This is a genomic window from Malaciobacter canalis (genome assembly GCF_008000835.1).
Classification (GTDB): Bacteria; Campylobacterota; Campylobacteria; order Campylobacterales; family Arcobacteraceae; genus Malaciobacter; species Malaciobacter canalis.
This window is the reverse complement of sequence record NZ_CP042812.1, coordinates 2,138,172-2,156,718: the sequence shown is the minus strand read 5'-3', so window position 1 is coordinate 2,156,718 and position 18,547 is coordinate 2,138,172. Positions and strand designations below refer to the sequence as shown.

At 27.2% G+C, this 18,547-nt stretch carries 17 protein-coding genes; 12 read left to right on the top strand and 5 right to left on the bottom strand.

The annotated features are described in order from the left end of the window. Positions 1-74 precede the first annotated feature (74 nt). The 7 genes from ACAN_RS10735 to folE are packed head-to-tail and all read left to right on the top strand — an operon-like array spanning position 75 to position 6,932. Complete coding sequence (locus ACAN_RS10735; RefSeq protein ID WP_099334738.1) at positions 75-1,022, top strand: YbgA family protein; 948 nt, start codon at positions 75-77, stop codon at positions 1,020-1,022. Next, positions 1,012-2,391: a cryptochrome/photolyase family protein gene (locus tag ACAN_RS10730; RefSeq protein WP_228150652.1), complete on the top strand. Its 1,380-nt coding sequence runs from the start codon at positions 1,012-1,014 to the stop codon at positions 2,389-2,391. Before ACAN_RS10735 ends, ACAN_RS10730 begins: the two co-directional genes overlap by 11 nt. A gap of 29 nt (positions 2,392-2,420) precedes the next feature. Continuing rightward, positions 2,421-3,251, top strand: coding sequence for a hypothetical protein (locus ACAN_RS10725; protein WP_099334737.1), 831 nt, complete (start codon positions 2,421-2,423; stop codon positions 3,249-3,251). Then, entirely contained in the window at positions 3,217-3,807 is a 591-nt protein-coding gene (locus ACAN_RS10720) for a hypothetical protein (RefSeq protein ID WP_099334736.1), read from the top strand. Before ACAN_RS10725 ends, ACAN_RS10720 begins: the two co-directional genes overlap by 35 nt. Beyond that, positions 3,800-5,179, top strand: a complete 1,380-nt coding sequence (locus ACAN_RS10715; protein ID WP_099334735.1) for a GspE/PulE family protein — start codon at positions 3,800-3,802, stop codon at positions 5,177-5,179. The genes ACAN_RS10720 and ACAN_RS10715 overlap by 8 nt, the downstream gene beginning before the upstream one ends. Further along, positions 5,169-6,350 (top strand): type II secretion system F family protein, encoded by a 1,182-nt coding sequence (locus tag ACAN_RS10710; RefSeq protein ID WP_099334734.1) that lies wholly within the window; start codon positions 5,169-5,171, stop codon positions 6,348-6,350. Before ACAN_RS10715 ends, ACAN_RS10710 begins: the two co-directional genes overlap by 11 nt. 9 nt (positions 6,351-6,359) lie before the next feature. Continuing rightward, positions 6,360-6,932 (top strand): GTP cyclohydrolase I FolE, encoded by a 573-nt coding sequence (gene folE / locus ACAN_RS10705; protein WP_099334733.1) that lies wholly within the window; start codon positions 6,360-6,362, stop codon positions 6,930-6,932. Positions 6,933-6,956: 24 nt separating this feature from the next. Here the strand turns inward: folE and ACAN_RS10700 are convergent, their stop codons facing one another. The 4 genes from ACAN_RS10700 to ACAN_RS10685 all read right to left on the bottom strand — a co-directional run bounded on the left by ACAN_RS10700 (position 6,957) and on the right by ACAN_RS10685 (position 11,670). Beyond that, positions 6,957-8,543, bottom strand: coding sequence for a BCCT family transporter (locus tag ACAN_RS10700; protein WP_099334732.1), 1,587 nt, complete (start codon positions 8,541-8,543; stop codon positions 6,957-6,959). A gap of 195 nt (positions 8,544-8,738) precedes the next feature. Then, the gene (locus ACAN_RS10695) at positions 8,739-9,083 is read right to left on the bottom strand and encodes a MerR family transcriptional regulator (protein ID WP_079579033.1); all 345 of its coding nucleotides are present in this window, start codon (positions 9,081-9,083) and stop codon (positions 8,739-8,741) included. Between the two features lie 39 nt (positions 9,084-9,122). After that, positions 9,123-10,475 carry a magnesium transporter gene (gene mgtE, locus ACAN_RS10690; RefSeq protein WP_099334731.1) on the bottom strand — a complete coding sequence of 451 codons (1,353 nt, stop codon included), beginning with the start codon at positions 10,473-10,475 and terminating at the stop codon, positions 9,123-9,125. 16 nt (positions 10,476-10,491) lie between these two features. After that, positions 10,492-11,670, bottom strand: coding sequence for a M23 family metallopeptidase (locus tag ACAN_RS10685; protein WP_099334730.1), 1,179 nt, complete (start codon positions 11,668-11,670; stop codon positions 10,492-10,494). Between the two features lie 76 nt (positions 11,671-11,746). Between ACAN_RS10685 and ACAN_RS10680 the strand changes: the two genes are divergently transcribed. The 3 genes from ACAN_RS10680 to purH all read left to right on the top strand — a co-directional run bounded on the left by ACAN_RS10680 (position 11,747) and on the right by purH (position 16,595). Next, positions 11,747-12,703 (top strand): L,D-transpeptidase family protein, encoded by a 957-nt coding sequence (locus ACAN_RS10680; protein ID WP_099334729.1) that lies wholly within the window; start codon positions 11,747-11,749, stop codon positions 12,701-12,703. A gap of 66 nt (positions 12,704-12,769) precedes the next feature. After that, positions 12,770-14,983, top strand: coding sequence for a phosphoribosylformylglycinamidine synthase subunit PurL (gene purL, locus ACAN_RS10675; RefSeq protein WP_079579041.1), 2,214 nt, complete (start codon positions 12,770-12,772; stop codon positions 14,981-14,983). 79 nt (positions 14,984-15,062) lie between these two features. Further along, positions 15,063-16,595, top strand: coding sequence for a bifunctional phosphoribosylaminoimidazolecarboxamide formyltransferase/IMP cyclohydrolase (purH, locus tag ACAN_RS10670; protein WP_099334728.1), 1,533 nt, complete (start codon positions 15,063-15,065; stop codon positions 16,593-16,595). Positions 16,596-17,148: 553 nt separating this feature from the next. Here the strand turns inward: purH and ACAN_RS10665 are convergent. Beyond that, entirely contained in the window at positions 17,149-17,397 is a 249-nt protein-coding gene (locus tag ACAN_RS10665; RefSeq protein ID WP_079579053.1) for a helix-turn-helix domain-containing protein, read from the bottom strand. A 92-nt stretch (positions 17,398-17,489) separates the two neighbouring features. Here ACAN_RS10665 and ACAN_RS10660 point away from each other — a divergent pair, with 92 nt between their 5' ends. Beyond that, a complete protein-coding gene (locus tag ACAN_RS10660) occupies positions 17,490-17,717 on the top strand; it encodes a hypothetical protein (RefSeq protein WP_079579055.1) in 228 nt (75 codons plus the stop codon). Between the two features lie 303 nt (positions 17,718-18,020). Then, a complete protein-coding gene (gene hemG / locus ACAN_RS10655; protein WP_099309961.1) occupies positions 18,021-18,545 on the top strand; it encodes a menaquinone-dependent protoporphyrinogen IX dehydrogenase in 525 nt (174 codons plus the stop codon). Positions 18,546-18,547 lie beyond the last annotated feature (2 nt).

The following is an 18,547-nucleotide window of genomic DNA, read 5'->3' as shown; positions in this document are numbered from 1 at the left end:
TGAACATAAATTGTGTATTAAAGAACAACTATTGATGATATAATTAAAAAATGAAATTAAATTGAGGATTATCTATGTTATTAGCTGTATCAAGTTGTTTATTGGGAAATAATGTTCGATATGATGGTTCAAATCAAATGAATAAATTTGTTCTTAAAACACTATCAGAATATGCACAGTTTGTGCCTTTTTGTCCAGAGCATTTGGCATTGGGAACACCAAGAGAGACAATTAGAATCATTAGTGATAAAGAAAAGGATTTAGAGCTTAAAACAGTTTTTACAAAAGAAGATGTAACAAGTAAAGTATTTGAAGCTTCTTCTCAAGAAATAGATAATCTTAAAAAACAAGCAATCTGTGGAATAATATTGAAATCAAAATCTCCAAGCTGTGGATTAGGTAGTACAAAATATTATGAAAATGGAATGCCTCAAGGGAAAAAAGATGGTGTATTTGCTGCTATGTGTAAAGAAGAGTTTAAATATCTTCCAATAGAAGAAGAAGCAAGACTTAATGATGCTTGGCTAAGAGAAAATTTTATTATGCAAATTTTTGCATATAGTGAAGTAGAAGAGTTAAGTAATAACATAACAAAATTTAATGAACTAGTTGAATTTCATACATCTTATAAATATTTACTTCACTCAAAAAATGAAGTTTTATATAGAGAGCTTGGAAATATAGTAGCAAATCATGAAAAAAAGAGTTTACAAGATATTATGGATGAATATAAACAGTTATTTAAACAAACTATTGCAACTAAGAGTAAAATAAGTAAAACAGTAAATGTTTTAGAACATATGGTTGGATTTTTTAAAAAAGATTTAACTTCAAAAGAGAAAATAGAATTAAAAGATTTAATAGCTCAATACAAAGAGAAAATTATTCCCTTAATTACAGTAATTGCACTTATTAAAATGTTTAGTGTAAAGTATGAAAAAGAGTTTTTGTTAAAACAGAAGTTTTTACATCCTTATCCTGATAAATTAGCATTAAGAAGTGATATTAACAGTGGAAAATAAAAAAACAGTTTTATGGTTTAGGAGAGATTTAAGAGTTGATGATTCTATGCTTTTATCAATAAAAGCAAATGAAGTTTTGCCTATATTTATTTTTGATAAAGAGATTTTGTTTGAACTTAAAAGTGATGATAAAAGAGTTGATTATATTTTTAAAAAAGTAATACAATTAAAAGATGAGTTAAAAAAATATAGTTTAGATTTAGCTATATTTTATGCTGATGTTATTGATGTATTTAAGTACTTGAAATCAAAAGCTTATGATGAAGTTTATGCAAGTGTTGATTATGATAATTATGCAAAAAAAAGAGATGAAGAGGTATCTAAAATAATCAATTTTATACCTTTGTATGATTGTTATATTTATGAACCAAGGGAGATTTTGAAAAAAGATTCTTCACCTTATGTTGTCTTTTCCCCATATTATAAAGAAGCAAAACAAGTTTATACAAAAGAGCACTCTTTAAAATATGAACTTGAAACAAATAAATTAAGTAGTTTTGAATTTTTTGATTATATAAATGAGTTTAAAGAAAATAAGCTTGTTCAAAAAACACTCAGTATAGATACAATTGGATTTAAACAAAATAGTATAAAATACGAACCACCTTTAAAAAAATTAAAAAAATTAAAATCTAAACTTATAAGATATAAAGATTTAAGAGATTATTTAAACGAAGATGCAACTTCTAATTTAAGTGTTGATTTAAGATTTGGAACAATAAGTATAAGAAGTATATTAAGAGAGTTAATAACTTTAAAAAAACAAGGTTTTGATACAGAAGCATTTTTTAGACAACTAGTTTTTAGAGATTTTTATGCTTCACTTTTATATCACTTTCCTAAACTTCATACACAAGATTTTAGAAGCTATGCTCCTTATAGTTTCAACAAAGATTATTATGAAAAATTTATAAGTGCAAAAACAGGAGTTCCAATTATTGATGCGGGTGTTAGTGAGTTACTTACTACTGGTTATATGCACAATAGAGTGCGTATGATTGTAGCTTCATTTTTTTGTAAACACCTAATGCTTCCATGGCAAAAAGGAGAAGCTTTTTTTGCAAAACACCTTATGGATTATGATGCAGCTTCAAACATACTTTCTTGGCAGTGGAGTTCAAGTACAGGAATAGATGCACAACCATATTTTAGAGTTTTTAATCCATATTTACAAGCTAAAAAGTTTGATAAAGATGCATTGTATATCAAAAAGCATTTAAAAGCATTAAGTAATGTAAATGCAAAAGATATACATGATGAAGATTTTCTTTTTTCAAATACAATAAAAGAGTATACAAAACCTATAATAAAACATAAACTTGCAAGAGAGCATTTTTTAAGTGAATCAAAAAAGTTTTTAAATAACTAATTTTATTATTTTTATGTTAGACTTTCTTTATGGAAAAGTTTAACATTTTAAATAACTACTTTTTTACTATTTTAATACAAGTAAATGAGCAAATAGATGATAAATATATCAAAGAGTTTATTTGCTCAAATTTGCAATTAAAGAATATATCTTATAAACATAAGTATGTTTATTATAGTTATATACAACAACTAAACTCTTATCAAGTCTTTGTATTTGAAAAAAATGATTTTGCTTTACTCTTTTTAGATAATATAAATAGTGATAGTTCATATACTTTACTTTTTTATGATTCTTATTTAATACTTTTAAAAAATAAAAAACTCTACTACTTTTTGAACTTAAAGTATAAATTAAATGAAGATGAATTAATACAGCTAATAAAAAACAAACTCAATATTGAAATCTCAAAAATAACAAATCTTGATAATGAAAGCTTTGAAAAACTTATAAGTAAAAGTCAGAAAAATAAATACAATATACTTGATTTTTCATCAAATAACTACCTTAATGCTCTTATTTTAAATTGTATTTTATGCATAGTTTTTTTAGTGAATTATTTTTTATATACTCAAAATAGAGTAAATAATAGTGTAGAAAATAAGGTTTTATTTACTAAAGAGAAAAAAGATTTAAAAACAAAAAAGTTAATTGATATTTTAAATAACTCCTTTACATATAATCTAAAATTTAAAGATTTAGTTATAAAGGGTAATAAAATAGATTTATTAGTAAGTTCTAATAAAGTAGTAAATATTGAAAATTTTTCTAAAAAAATAGGTGCAAAGGTGAATATTTTAGAACATAACAAACAAAGTAGTAAGTATGAAGCAAAATTATTTATACAAGAAAATAGATAAAAAAATAAGAAAGTTTACACTTTTAGAGAAAATAGAACTATTTTTACTTCCAGTTTTTTTTACTCTAATAATAATATTTTTATTTGAGAATTTTAACAAAACAAAAAAGATTAATATCTCAAATAATGCTTTAATATTAAAAACTAAAGATAATAAAATAAATGAGGAAAAACTTTTTTTATTACTTAGTAATTATTTTGAAAAAGAGAAAATTAAAATAAACTCTTTAATTAAAAAAAAGAGTAACTTAGAGCTTAAAATAGAGACTTCAATGCTAAAACTACTCTATGCAACACAGTTTATTGAAACAATAAGTTCAAATACAAATATAAAAAGTTTAATAATAAAAAACAAATCAAATATGGTAAAAGCAGATATTTTTATTGAATTATCAAAAGATTATGAAATTATTGAAAAAGATATTATTAAAAAAAGTAACTTAGATTTTTTAAAAAAAAGAGATGATTCTTTAGTAGAAGTAAAAAATACCCAATCAATTGTTTTTGATTATGTATTAATAAATAATAAATGGGAAAAAAGGATTAGTAGTGAATAAGATAAAAGAGTTTGTTATTGATTATGAGTTAATAAAAAAGTTTGATATAAATGCTTTACAAAAGAGTTTAATATTGCCTATATGTGAAGATGATGTATATTCTTACTGTGCAGTTTGTAAAAAAAGTGATATAACTTTTGCTAAAAAATGTTTTTTTAATTTGACAAGTTTTATAAATATAAAAGAAGAAGAGGTACTTTTTTATTTAAGTGATTTTGATACAAGATATGAATTGTATTTATTATATAAAAAAAGCTTAGAAAATCTAAAAGAGAATTCCCAAAATCATATAGATAAATTTTTTAAACTCTTACTTGAATTTAGTATTGAAAAAAGAGCAAGTGATATACATATTGAAACAAATGAAAAAACTCTTTTTATAAGATTTAGAATTGATGGAAAACTAAAACATATAATTAGTTTTGATTTGGCTTTTTATAAAGTGATTAGCTCAATTATAAAGTTAAAAGCAAAGTTAGATATTACTCAATATAGAAAAGCTTTAGATGGAAGAATAAATGAAAGGTTAAATGAAAATAGTTATGATTTTAGAGTCTCTATTTTGCCAACAATATCAGGTGAATCAATTGTTCTTAGAATTTTAGATAATAAAAGTATAAAAAAGGATTTAAAATATTTAGAGTTTTCTAAATCAATTTATAACTCTTTGAGTAATATATCTAAGTTAACACAAGGTCTAGTTTTAGTTTGTGGACCAACGGGAAGTGGAAAAACAACTACATTGTATTCAATATTAAAAAGTTTTGATTTAGATAACAAAAAAATTATCACAGTTGAAGATCCTGTTGAGTATAAACTTGATGGAATAACACAAATAAATGTAAATGATAAGTTAGATGTTAGCTTTTCATCAGTTTTAAAAAATATATTAAGGCAAGATCCTGATATTATATTTATTGGAGAAATTAGAGATAAGTTATCCTTGCAAATAGCTATTCAAGCTTCATTAACGGGACATTTGGTTTTATCAACAATACACTCAAATAGTGCATTAAACTCAATAAGTAGATTACTTGATTTGAATTCCCAAAGCTATTTACTATCTTCAACATTAAAATCAATATTTTATCAAAGACTGGTTTTAAAAGTTTGTCCTAATTGTGGTTTTAAAGGATGTAAAAACTGTAATTATACAAAATATCAAGGAAGAACAGCTATTTGTGAACATATAAAAATAGATGAAAATATGAGTTCCTTAATAGCAAAAAATAGTTCAAACTGTGAGTATAAAACATATTTAGATTCTATACATTATGAAGATATATATTTTGATGCAAAAAATAAAGTAAAAAAAGGTTTAACAACTTTAGATGAGGTTTATAAAGTATTAGGTTTTGAAGATGAAATATAAAGTATATTATCAAGAAAATTCAAAACTTTGTTCTAAAATTATTACTTGCGATAGTTTAGATGAGATTCAACTACCAAAAAATACTATAAAAATTAAAAAAAAGATGAATACTAAATTAAAAAAAAGTAAATACAGTTTTGATACAAAAGAGATATATCAAATCTTTTATGAACTTGATTTGATGTTGGATTCGAATATTGATGTTACTACTTCTTTAAATATCTTAAGAAATAATAGAAAAAATAAAAAACATAAAGAGTTTTTAAAAGATTTATCAAATAATGTGAAAAATGCAAAAGGTTTAAATTATGATGAACAAAGATTTAAAGTTGATTATATTGTTAAAAGTTTTTTTAAAATTGTAAATAAAAATGGTGATTTAAACCTTGCTATAAAAGCTTTAAGTAGACTTTTGAAGTTTCAATTAGAAGTAAAAAATAGTTTTAAAAAAGCCTTTTTCTATCCTTTTGTATTGTTATTAACCTTGATATTTTCTATATTAGCAATATTTTATTTTGTCTTACCTGCTTTTGAACCTTTGATTAATAGCAGTGCAATAAAAGCAAATAGTGCAACTATTTTACTTTATTCATTAAAAGATTTTTTAAATAGGTATATTTTTTATATAATATTATTTTATTTGTTAATTTTTTTATTTATCTATTTTTTTTATAAATCAAATGATAAGTTTAAATATATAGTTTCTAAGATAGTGCTTCTTAAGATACCTTTATTTAGTAAAATAGTTTTAGATTTTGAACTTTATAAAATATTTATAATTTTAAATATTTTACAAAAAGCAAATTATGAATTTTTTGATACTTTAAGTAGTCTTCGTTATTTAATTAAAAACAAATATCTTTTAGATAAAATATCGCTCATTGAAACTTTGATAAAAAGTGGTAAAAGTATATCTTTTGCTTTTGAGATTACAAATTTATTTGATGGTTTTGTATTAAATTTGATTAATACAGGTGAAAAATCAAATAGTTTGTCTAAAGTCACTTTTGAAATAGAAAAAGTTTATAAAATAAGTTTTGAGAATAAAGTTAAATCACTCTCCTTTTGGATACAGCCTATTGTTTTTTTATTAATAATGGGATTGATTCTTTGGATTATATATGCAATATTTATTCCAATGTGGAGTATGAGTGATATGATAAAGTTTTAAAGGAAAAAAATGGGTAAAGAACAAGAGTTTGAAGACTCAATAAGGAATATTTTAGAGTATATTGGTGAAGATATAACACGAGAAGGTTTAGAAAAAACTCCAAGTAGAGTAAGAAAAGCTTTTGAATTTATTTGTGGGGGATATAAAGAAAATCCAGAAGATATCTTGAAATCTGCACTATTTACAAGTACTAATGATGAAATGGTTGTTATTAAAGATATTGAATTTTATAGTCAATGTGAACATCATATGTTACCAATTATTGGGAAAGCTCATGTTGCATATATTCCAAATGGAAAAGTTGTAGGTCTTAGTAAAATACCAAGAGTTGTAAATGTATTTGCTAGAAGATTACAAATTCAAGAACAAATGACTGAACAAATTTGTGATGCATTAAATGATACATTAAAACCAAAAGGTGTTGCTGTTATGATTGATGCAAGGCATATGTGCATGGAGATGAGAGGTGTTGAAAAAATATGCTCTACTACTGTTACTTCAGCACTTAGAGGTTTGTTTAAACAAAATAAGAAAACAAAAGATGAGTTTTTAACTATCGTTTCTTCTTCTTTACAAAAGTAAAGTAGCAATTGCTACTTTACTTTTTTATTTACTTTTTTCTTGTTCTTTTAATGAATCAAGATGTTTTAATTCGCTATTTAATCCTTTATAAAGACTAAAACACATAACTAATAGTATAATTGTAAATGGTAATGCTGTGGTAATTGAACCTGCTTGAAGTGCTGATAATGCTTCTTTACCACCCATATATAAAAGTGATATGGCAACAGCACCTTCCACAACTGCCCAAAAAACTCTTTGTGTTGTTGGAGCATTTAATTTTCCACCTGCTGTGATACTATCAATTACCAATGAACCTGAATCAGAAGATGTTACAAAAAATACAATTACTAAAAATATTGCTAAAAATGAAGTAATTGATGATAAAGGAAGATTTTCTAGCATTTGAAACATTGCCAATGATTTATCTGTTAATCCATCTGCTAATGCACCTGTTTCATTTATTACTTGATCAATTCCTGTAGTACCAAATGAACTCATCCAAATAGCAGTAATTAGTGTAGGAATTAATAAAACAGCAATAATAAACTCTCTTACTGTTCTACCTTTTGAAACTCTTGCTATGAACATACCAACAAAAGGTGACCATGCAATCCACCAAGCCCAATAAAAAATCGTCCAACCATGGAACCATTCTTGATCTTCTCTTCCTACAAAATTAGCCAAATCAAGCATATTTGTAGCATAAGCGCCAACTGTATCTAAAAAACCATTGAAAATTCCAAGTGTTGGACCAACAATGATTACGAACATAATTAATAAGAAAGCCAAAAGAATATTTAAATTACTTAATATTTTTACACCACCTTCTAAACCTCTTACAACAGATACAATTGCAATAGCTGTAATACATACAATAATAATGATTTGTGTACCAACACCATTTGAAACATCAAATAAAAAATGTAATCCTGATGCTACTTGTTGTGCTCCAAGTCCTAAAGAAGTTGCAAGTCCAAAAATAGTTGCAAATACTGCTAATATATCAATTACATGACCTGGCCAACCCCAGATTTTATCACCTAAAATTGGATAGAAAGCTGATCTCATTGTAAGTGGTAACTTTTTACTATATGAAAAGAAAGCCAAAGATAAACCAACAATTGCATAAATTGCCCAAGGGTGTAATCCCCAGTGAAACATTGTAGCCCCCATTGCTAATTCTCTTGCTTGAGGTGTATTTGCTTCAACATTTAAAGGTGTATGCCACCAATCTGTATAATATGCTACTGGTTCAGCAACAGACCAAAACATAAGTCCTATACCCATTCCTGCTGCAAATAGCATTGAGAACCATGACATTTTTGAAAATTCAGGTTTTGCATCTTCTCCACCAATTCTTATTTTACCCACTGGTAAAAAAATAAGAAATAAACAAAATATAACAAAGATATTACTTGAAGACATAAATAACCAATCAAAATTATTAATAGCCCACCATTTTGCACCATCTAATGTTTCATTTGCAATTGATGGAAAAATTGCAGTAACTATAACAAATGCTAAAACAATTAAAGCACTTATTATAAATACAGGATTATGAATGTCTAATCCGAATTTTTGTAAGTTGTCCTGACCTATCTCATAGTCAGTTGAATATTTTTTACTCATGTTACTCCTATAGTTACATAATTTATGTAATAAAAAAACAATTTATATGTATATTAATTACATATTAGTAGTAAAATATAGTAAAATAGCTTAAAATCTAATTATTTAAATAGTGTGAGAATATAACTTAAAAACAAAAAAAGGGGAACAAGAAATATATTCTTGTTCCCCTTTTTTATCTTAAAAATTTACTAGTTATTTGAAATTATCAATATCTTCTACATCACTTGTTGATATTTTTTCTAACTTACTTTCAACAATATCTAAAAATTCATTTCTATTTTTTTCATCCATATTATTGTGAAGCATCTCTAAAATATATTTTATTCCATTTGCATTTATTTTTTTTACACTTGCAAGATAGTGTACAAATGCAATAAATCTAACATCAGTAATTGAATAAAGTTTTTTTGTTTGGTTCTGTCTTTTAGGAAATAGTCCTTTTTCTTCATACATTTTTAAAGTTCTTGCTTTTGTAGTTAGAAGTTCTGCTATACTACTTAAAGGTAAAATACACTTTTCGTTATTCAATAAAGCCATCCTTAAATTTTCCTTTATCAGTTTTAATTTTTCGCCATTTTATAAAAGAATTACTTTAGCTAACATTAAGAAACTAAAGAAGCCCACTATATCAGTAACTGTTGTAAGTAAAACTGTACTTCCAACAGCTGGGTCTATATTGAACTTTTTTAATAATAAAGGAATTGAAGCTCCAAAAAAACCTGCACTAAAAAGGTTAATCACCATAGATAAAGCAATAACTAAACCAAGAAGTTTTTCATCAAACCAAAGCCATGCAATAAATCCCATGATTATGGCAAATAATACACCATTTACTAAAGAGATAAATACCTCTTTTCTTACGGCATTTTTTGCATTTTCTAGTTCAATATCTCCTAGTGCTAACTGTCTTACCATAACAGCTAATGTTTGTGTTCCTGCATTTCCTCCCATTGATGCTACAATAGGCATCAAAATTGCCAATGCAACATATGCTTGTATAGTTTGATCAAACAAACCAATTACTAGTGAGGCTAAAATAGCAGTTCCTAAGTTTAAAAACAACCAAATTGCTCTTTTTTTTGCAGTTGTAATAAGATTGTCTTCATGTTCAAAATCTTCATGTACCCCTGCTAATTGATACATTTGCTCTGTTGCATTTTGTTCAATTACATCTAAAATATCATCACTTGTAATTCTTCCCATAAGCATATCTTGATAACCAACAACAGCAACAACATTTAAATCATACTGTTCAAAATGTTTTGCAACTTCATCAATATGTGTATTATCACTTACTTTAAAGGGTTTATATTTAAACTCATCAGCTTCATTTATAATATCTTCATAGGTTTTATCAAAATCAAAGATTATTAAATCTTCAAGTGAGATTGAAGCTATTAGTGATTTTTCATCGTTTACTACAAAAACTTGATGAATATTTACTAATTCATCATTTGCTTTTGCGTTTTTAAGTCTATATACTGATTCACCAATTGTTTCGCTTAATTTTGCTGAGAATAGCTCAGTTTGCATATATGCACCAGCTTCATCCTCTTCATATCTTTTAAGCCATTCAATATCTTTTTTATCTTCTTCTTCTAAACCCTCATAAATCTCTTTTGCTTTTTGCTTATCAATCTCTTCTATTTCTTGGATAATATCTGTTGCATCATCTGATTCAAGTAAATCAACAGCATCTGTAAGTCTTTGGATTGATAGCTCTTCATAAGCAGCATCTCGTAGATTGTCAGGAAGTTCTAAAAGAACCTCCCCTAAAAGTTCATCAGGAATAGTTTTTAAGATATAAAAAAAGTCTTCAATACTTTCATTTTCAATTTTTCTCAATGAGTAAGCAATATCTGAAGGGTGCAGATTGTCTATTTTTTCTAAAAGCTCATTTGGGTCTTTTATAATATTTTCATTTTGCATTTAAACTCCTTGAGTTTTATTGTAACAGTGTATAACTCTCTTTTCTTGCAAATTTTGTAGGAAGTTTTCTATTTTTATCACTAACTACTAAATCAAGCTCTTGCACATAATCTTTTGTGTTTGCTATAAAAGTTGCTTTTTGTTTTCCTGAAAGCTTTACTTCTTTTCCTCTTGTTATTACTTTTAAAGGATTAATAGCTCTTCCATTTTTATATAAGCCAAGGTGTAAGTGTGGTCCTGAACTAAGACCTGTGCTTCCTACATATCCTATATGAGTACCTTTTCTTACATAGCTTCCAACTCTAAGACCACTTTTAAATCTACTTTGATGGGCATATAGTGTTCTATATCCATTTGAGTGTCTTATGATTATGGTATTACCATATCCTCCTCTTCTTCCTTTAAAAATAACTTTTCCATCACCAGCTGCGTATATTTTTCTTCCTCTTGGTGCTGCAAAGTCAGTTCCTAGATGTGCTCTATATCTTTTTAATACAGGATGCCATCTTTTTCTTGTAAATTGGCTTGAAATTCTTTTGTAAGTTAAAGGAATTTGGAAAAAATAAGTTTTTGAGTAACCATTTCCTTTTTCATCATAATATTTTTCATTGTGTCTATTTTTTAATCTATAGTTTCTTTTACCGTTTACTTCTACCATAGCAGCAACTAGCTCAGGGTTTCCAAAATATTTACCCATTCTAACTTTTTGTTTATATTTTAGTGCTACAAAATCACCTTTTTGAATACCTCTAAAGTTAATACTTCTTCCATAAATTCTCATAACTTCATTTGCTAAAGCTAAGTTTTCTGTTGCATCAAATATATCTTTAAATGGTGACCTTTGGATTTTTATTGCTATTGTTTCATCTATCTCTTCATATGCAATTGGTATTGCTTCAAATGCATATTTTCCCTTTTTTGTTTCATAAATATGAAGTTGCATCTCTTCTGAAACTGGTATTAAAACCTGTTTTAAACTACCATCTTCATTTAGCATCAAGTTATAATCAATACCTGCAATGATCTCTGAACAAAGCTCTTTATCCTCTTTTTCTAAACTAAAATAGAGATTTTGAGAGATATTGTATTTATCTAAAAAAGTTAAAAAACTTTCACCTTTTGGCCATGTTAATTCTTGAACTTGTACTCCAAAAACAGTTGTTAAAAATATGATTAATGTAAATATGATTTTCATGAGACTACTTTTATATAAAAATTAGGGGTAATATTATACAATTGCAAAACTTAAAAAAAAATATTTGGAGTGTTTAATGCGTATTTTGGCTATGTTTGCCCTTTGTGTATCTTTCTTATTTGCTGATTTAATAGATGTTTATAGAACACAAGGAATTGATGCTGTAAAAGAAAAACTAGAAAAACAACTACAAGAAAAGAGTTATTGGAATAACTTTTTAGAAAAAAAAGATGTAACATATGGTTATTATGAGTCTACAAAATTCTTAATTTTAGTAGAAAAAGGAACAAAAGAGTTAAAAGTTTTAGAAAATGTAAATAATCTTTTCTCACAAGTAGTTCAAGATAATGTAATTGTTGGTGAAAAACCAGGTGATAAACAAATTGAGGGTGATTTAAAAACTCCTGAGGGCGTATATGAACTGACTTCAAAACTTACAAAACTTGATCCATTTTATGGTCCACTAGCACTTGTGACTTCTTATCCAAATACTTTTGACAAAGCAATGAATAAAAAAGGGCATGGAATTTGGATTCATGGTATGCCTTTAAATGAAAAAAGAGAAGAGTTTACACAAGGTTGTATTGCTTTGGATAATCCAAATTTAGTTAATTTAGATAAAAGTATTAGATTAAATGAAGCACTTGTTTTAATCTCAGAAGGTAAACTTGAAAAAGTAAAAAAAGATGATATTAGTTCAATATTATCATTTATTTATAAATGGAAAGACGCATGGAGAAAATCTGACATTGAAAGATATTTGTCTTTTTACTCAAATGATTTTAAACGATATGATGGTTTGAGTTTAGATGGTTTTTCAGAGTATAAAAAAAGAATTTTTTCAAGAAAAGAAGATAAAACTATTATTTTTTCAAATATAAATATAATACCTTATCCTAATTCATTAAATAAAAAAATGTATAAAGTTTTGATGGATGAAAAATATAGAACTAGAAACTATAAGTTTGATGGTAAAAAGGAACTTTTTATTGAGTTAAAAGATAATTCAATAAAAATTCTAACTGAGGGATAAAAGTTTTTTTAACCCCTTTTTAGATATAATCGCACATTAACTATGAAATAACTTTTAAGGTAACAGATGCAAGAAAAAGAGATGAATATTGAAGAGATAGCACTAGCGCACTCTTTAACACTTGAGGAATTAGGTCAGATTAGAAATATTTTAAGAAGAGAACCAAATCATGTGGAAATTGGTATTTTTTCGGCTATGTGGAGTGAGCATTGCTCATATAAATCAAGTAAAAAATACCTAAATGGTTTTCCTACAAAAGCTCCATGGGTTATTCAAGGACCAGGTGAAAATGCTGGTGTTATTGATATTGGAGATGGATATGCTGCTGTATTTAAAATGGAATCACATAATCACCCTTCATTTATTGAACCTTATCAAGGTGCAGCTACTGGTGTTGGTGGTATCTTAAGAGATGTATTTACAATGGGTGCTAGACCAGTTGCAAATATGAACTCTATTAGATTTGCTGGAATTGAGGGAAACAGTGAAACTGCACAAAAACATAGATACTTATTAAGAGGTGTTGTAGCTGGTATTGGTGGATATGGTAACTGCATGGGAGTTCCTACAATAGGTGGTGAAACGACTTTTGAAGAGTGCTATGCTGGAAATAACCTTGTAAATGCATTTACTTTAGGACTTGCAAAAGCTGATGAGATTTTCTTAGGAATTGCTGAGGGTGTTGGAAATCCAGTTATGTATGTGGGAAGTAAAACAGGAAGAGATGGACTTGGTGGAGCTGTTATGTCAAGTGCATCATTTGATGAAGATAGTGAATCAAAAAGACCAACTGTTCAAGTTGGTGATCCTTTTACTGAAAAACTACTTTTAGAAGCTTGCTTAGAGTTATTTAAAGAAGATTTAATTATTGGTATTCAAGATATGGGTGCTGCTGGACTTACTTCATCTTCATTTGAAATGGCAGGAAGAAGTAATAGCGGTATGATTATGCATCTTGATAAAGTACCTGCAAGAGAAGATGGAATGACTCCTTATGATTTTATGCTTAGTGAGTCTCAAGAAAGAATGCTTATTTGTGCTAAAAAAGGTTGCGAGCAAAAAATCATTGATATTTTTGAAAAGTGGGAACTTGACGTTGCTGTTATTGGTGAAGTAACAAATACTGGAAATATGGAACTATTTTGGCATGGAGAAAAATGCGCTGAAGTGCCTGTTCAACCAGTAAGTGAACAAGCTCCTATTTTAGATAGACCTGTAAAAGAGCCAGAATATTTAAAAGATATCAAAAATATATCACTGGATAAAAATATTTCAAATCAAGAAGCATTTGATGCAATGTTTAGCGATATGGAAGTTGTTGATAAATCTTGGGTATATAATCAATATGATTCAATGGTACAAACAAATACAGTTAAAGGACCAGGAAAATTAGATGGTTCTTCAATTAGAGTAAAAGAGACGGGAAAAGCTCTTTCTATGAGTGCTGATTGTAATACAAGATTTTGCTATATTGATCCAAAATTAGGTGCAAGTGCAGCGGTTATGGAATCAGGTAGAAATGTAGCAATGACAGGCGCAATGCCAAAAGCAATCACAGATTGTCTAAACTTTGGTAATCCTGAAAATCCAGAAGTTATGTGGCAGTTTGCACAAGCTTGTGAGGGTATTAAAGACGCTTGTAGAGAACTAATCACTCCTGTAATTGGTGGAAATGTTTCACTTTACAATGAAACAAATGGTGTTGGAGTTTTCCCAACACCATCAATTGCAATGGTTGGTGTAAATGATGATGCAAATAAAGTTTTACCATCAAGCTTACAAAATGAAGGAAACTTAATCTACTTACTTGGAGATACAAAATCTGAGTTTGGTGGAAGTTTATATATGAAAAAAATGTATGACAAAGTTGCTGGAGTTCATCCAGAAGTTGACTTTGAAAAAGAGTTAAAACTTTGGAATACAGTTATTGAAGCAAATAAACAATCACTTTTAGTATCTGCAAAAGATGTAAATGTTGGTGGTATTGCTGTTTCATTATCAAAAATGGCAGTTGTTGGAGATAAGGGAGTTGAGGTAAATGTTAAGCTTGATGATTCAAAAGATATTTTTTCTGAATCTTTAAGTAGAGCATTAGTAGAAGTAAAAGCATCTAATAAAGAGGCATTTGAAGCAGTAGCAAAAGAGAATGAAATCTCTTTTGAACAAATAGGTGTGGTAAAAGGTAAATCAATTATTATCAATGATATACAAGTTGAGTTATCAAAAGCTAGTGATATATACTTTAATAAGTTCAAACAAGTTATTGAACAAGACTTATAAGAACAAATCTTGCTAAAGCCAAACTCTAAATTGAGTTTGGCTTTTTTATTTTCTAAAATTTTATAGGGAGAACATTTTAATGAGAGCATTAATCAGTGTTAGTGATAAAAGTGGTGTTGAAAATTTCGCACGAGAGTTAGTAGGTTTAGGTTATGAAATAATTAGTACAGGTGGTACTTATAAAAAACTTCAAGAAGCAGGAATAGCTGTGATAGAAGCAGATGAAGTTACAAAATTTCCTGAGTGTTTTGAGGGAAGAGTTAAAACTTTAAACCCATATATCCACGGTGGAATTTTATATAGAAGAGATAAAGACTCACACAAAACACAAGCAAAAGAGCTTGGTGTTGAGGGTATTGATTTAGTGTGTGTAAACTTATATCCTTTTAAAGAAACTATTGAAAAAACAGATGATTTTGAACAAATTATTGAAAACATTGATATTGGTGGACCAGCGATGGTTAGAAGTGCTGCAAAAAACTTTGATAGTGTTATAATCGTAACTGATGTGGCTGATTATGATACTGTATTAAATAATCTTAAAAATGATACAAATACAGTTGAGTTTAGAAGAGATATGATGATTAAAGCATATGAGCACACAGCTGCATATGACTCTATGATTGCAAACTATATGAACAAAAGATTCAACAATGGAATGGGTGCAAAACAGTTTATCGTTGGTGAGAAAGTATTTGATACAAGATACGGTGAAAACCCACATCAAAAAGGTGCTTTATATGAGTTTGATAAACACCTATCAAATAAATTTATCACTTTAAAAGGTGAAGCTAGTTTCAATAACATGGGAGATATCTCAGGTGCTGCTAAAATAGCAAGTGCATTTGGTGATGAAAATGCAGTATGTATTGTAAAACATGGAAATCCATGTGGCTTTGCTATTAAAGATACACTACTAGAATCATACACACAAGCACTAAAATGTGACCCAATCTCTGCATTTGGTGGAGTTGTTGCAGTAAATGGAATAGTTGATTTAGACCTTGCAATTAAAATGAATGAAATCTTTTTAGAAGTAGTTTTTGCAGCTGATTTTACACCAGAGGCTGAACAAGAACTAAATAAAAAGAAAAGAATCAAACTATTTAAACAAGGTACAAAAAAGCTAGAGCTTTCAAATGATGATTTTAACTTCAAAATTGTTGATGGTGGTTTTGTATATCAAGATGCTGATAAAGTAGAAGATGATGAAGTTAAAAATAGTGAACTAAAATCAAAAAGAGAAGCAACGCAACAAGAGATAAAAGATATGGAAATAGCATATAAAGTAGCAAGTTTGACAAAATCAAACTGCGTAGTATATGTGAAAAACTCTGCAATGGTAGCTGTTGGTATGGGTATGACAAGTAGAGTAGATGCAGCAAAAGCAGCCTTAAGAAAAGCAGAAGATTTAGGACTTGATGTAAGTGGTTCAGTACTAGCAAGTGAAGCATTTTTCCCATTTAGAGATAGTATTGATGCAGCCCAAGAAGCTGGTGTAAAATGTGTAATCGAACCAGGTGGAAGTATAAGAGATGATGAGATTATACAAGCAGCCGATGAGTTTGGAATGGCACTTTATTTTTCAGGAAAAAGACACTTCTTACACTAAAAAGATTGAAAGATTGTTTTTATAAACAATCTTTCTTCTTAATCACTTTTAAAATCAAACTTTCTTTTATAATATAGTTCTTAAAATATCCTAACTTTTGAACTAATATACAATTAATAAAATAATATTTATTGTCTTATTGATATTACTAATCTAAAATTCTTTTATATAAAAAGAGGTCAGTTGCTAGTTTAGGTTTAGGGTTATTGTTATCACCTGACCCTGTTTTTTTATTAGTTGGACAATGGTTTTTTTTCTTTAGTCATAGTAACTTGGAATGGTGGAAGATAGGTTTATTTGGAGTTACGTCAGGAATATTGTTAGTTATAGTTTTTTTATATAATTTGTTCGTGTATTATTTATTGTTTTTGATTCGCTTTAAACAAACTAAATCAATATTTTTAATTAAGTTGGAACAAATGCACTGGATTTGGCGCTTGATAATTGGATGTTTTATGATGGCACTAGTTTTAATTGTGGCTAAGTTTGGATAATAAATAGAAAAAATGAGGCTTAGATGATAACAATAACTTAGTTTATATATCCAAAAGAATCAATCATCTATTAATTTACTTAAGTTTACATCTAATATCTTAGATATTTTATAAAGTTGTTCTAAATTAAAGTGTTTGCCATATTTGTATAGTTCTGCTTTTGCTACATGTCCTACTGAATTGTGTCCAATACCTAGTGCCAATTGCATTTGAGTAAAATTTTTTTCTTTTCGATATTTTTTTACATTATCTCCGATTTTCTTATAAAAAATTTCAAGTTCTTCATTTGAAAAGCTAATTGTATTCATAATATGTCCTATGGGTAATTTATTTGTAAGTTTATAATAGATATGATTCTTTATAAATGTTCTATGGAACATATTATGAGAAAGGGATAATTATGGAGAATAAAATAAAATCATCAATAAATAAAATAGAAAGATTTAGAAAGAATCTGCAAGAAGACCTTATACTTGTGGAAACAACACTAAATGTAATAAAATATTTATTATCTGAAAGTATTCCAAATGAGCAAAAAGAATTAATATTAAAAAATATTGATAGCACAATAAAAATTATCGAAGATAAAATAGAAAAAGCAGAAAAATCTTTAAATACTAAAATTTAATCTAATAAATAGTTATAAACTTTAATATTAATATACTAAAAGAACATTCACAGTGTACAACTGCTAAAATTATGGGGTTATTACAAAGAAATAAGTAGTATAAAACATACAATTCTTGCAAACCTTAGATGAGGTAGTTATGTTAAAACTAACTTTATATGCTAGTAGTTTGCCATCAAGTTATAGTGGCATTAAAATCAATCAATCTTCTTATGGAAATATTCATGACTTATAAGCTTTGCAAGAACTTCAAAAAATTGCTTTTAATCATCATGATAAGGTTTATTATTATAAGGATTTTAAATGGAAAAAATAATTATAGTTTATTCAACAACAGATAATTATACAATAAAGATTTGTAATAAAATTAAAGATGTTATTGAACAAAAAAGTAATAGTGTTACATTATTATCAATTGATAGTGAAAAAATAAATTTAAATCAATTTGATAAAATCATTATTGGCGCAAGTATTAGATATGGTAAACATAATAAAAAAGTATATGAATTTATAAAGAAAAACCAAGAGATTTTAGAAGAGAAAAAAAATGCCTTTTTCTCTGTAAATATTGTGGCAAGAAAACCAAATAAAAACACACCTGAAACGAATCCATATTTAGTTAAGTTTTTAAAACAGATATCATGGAAACCAAAAAATTTAGCTGTTTTTGGTGGAAAACTTGATTATCAAAAATATGGAGTTTTTAACAGACAAATGATAAGATTTATTATGTGGCTAACAAAAGGTGATACTGATCCTAAAAGTGTAATCGAATATACAAACTGGGATGAAGTAGATAGTTTTGCAAATTTAATTTGTAAGATGTAAGA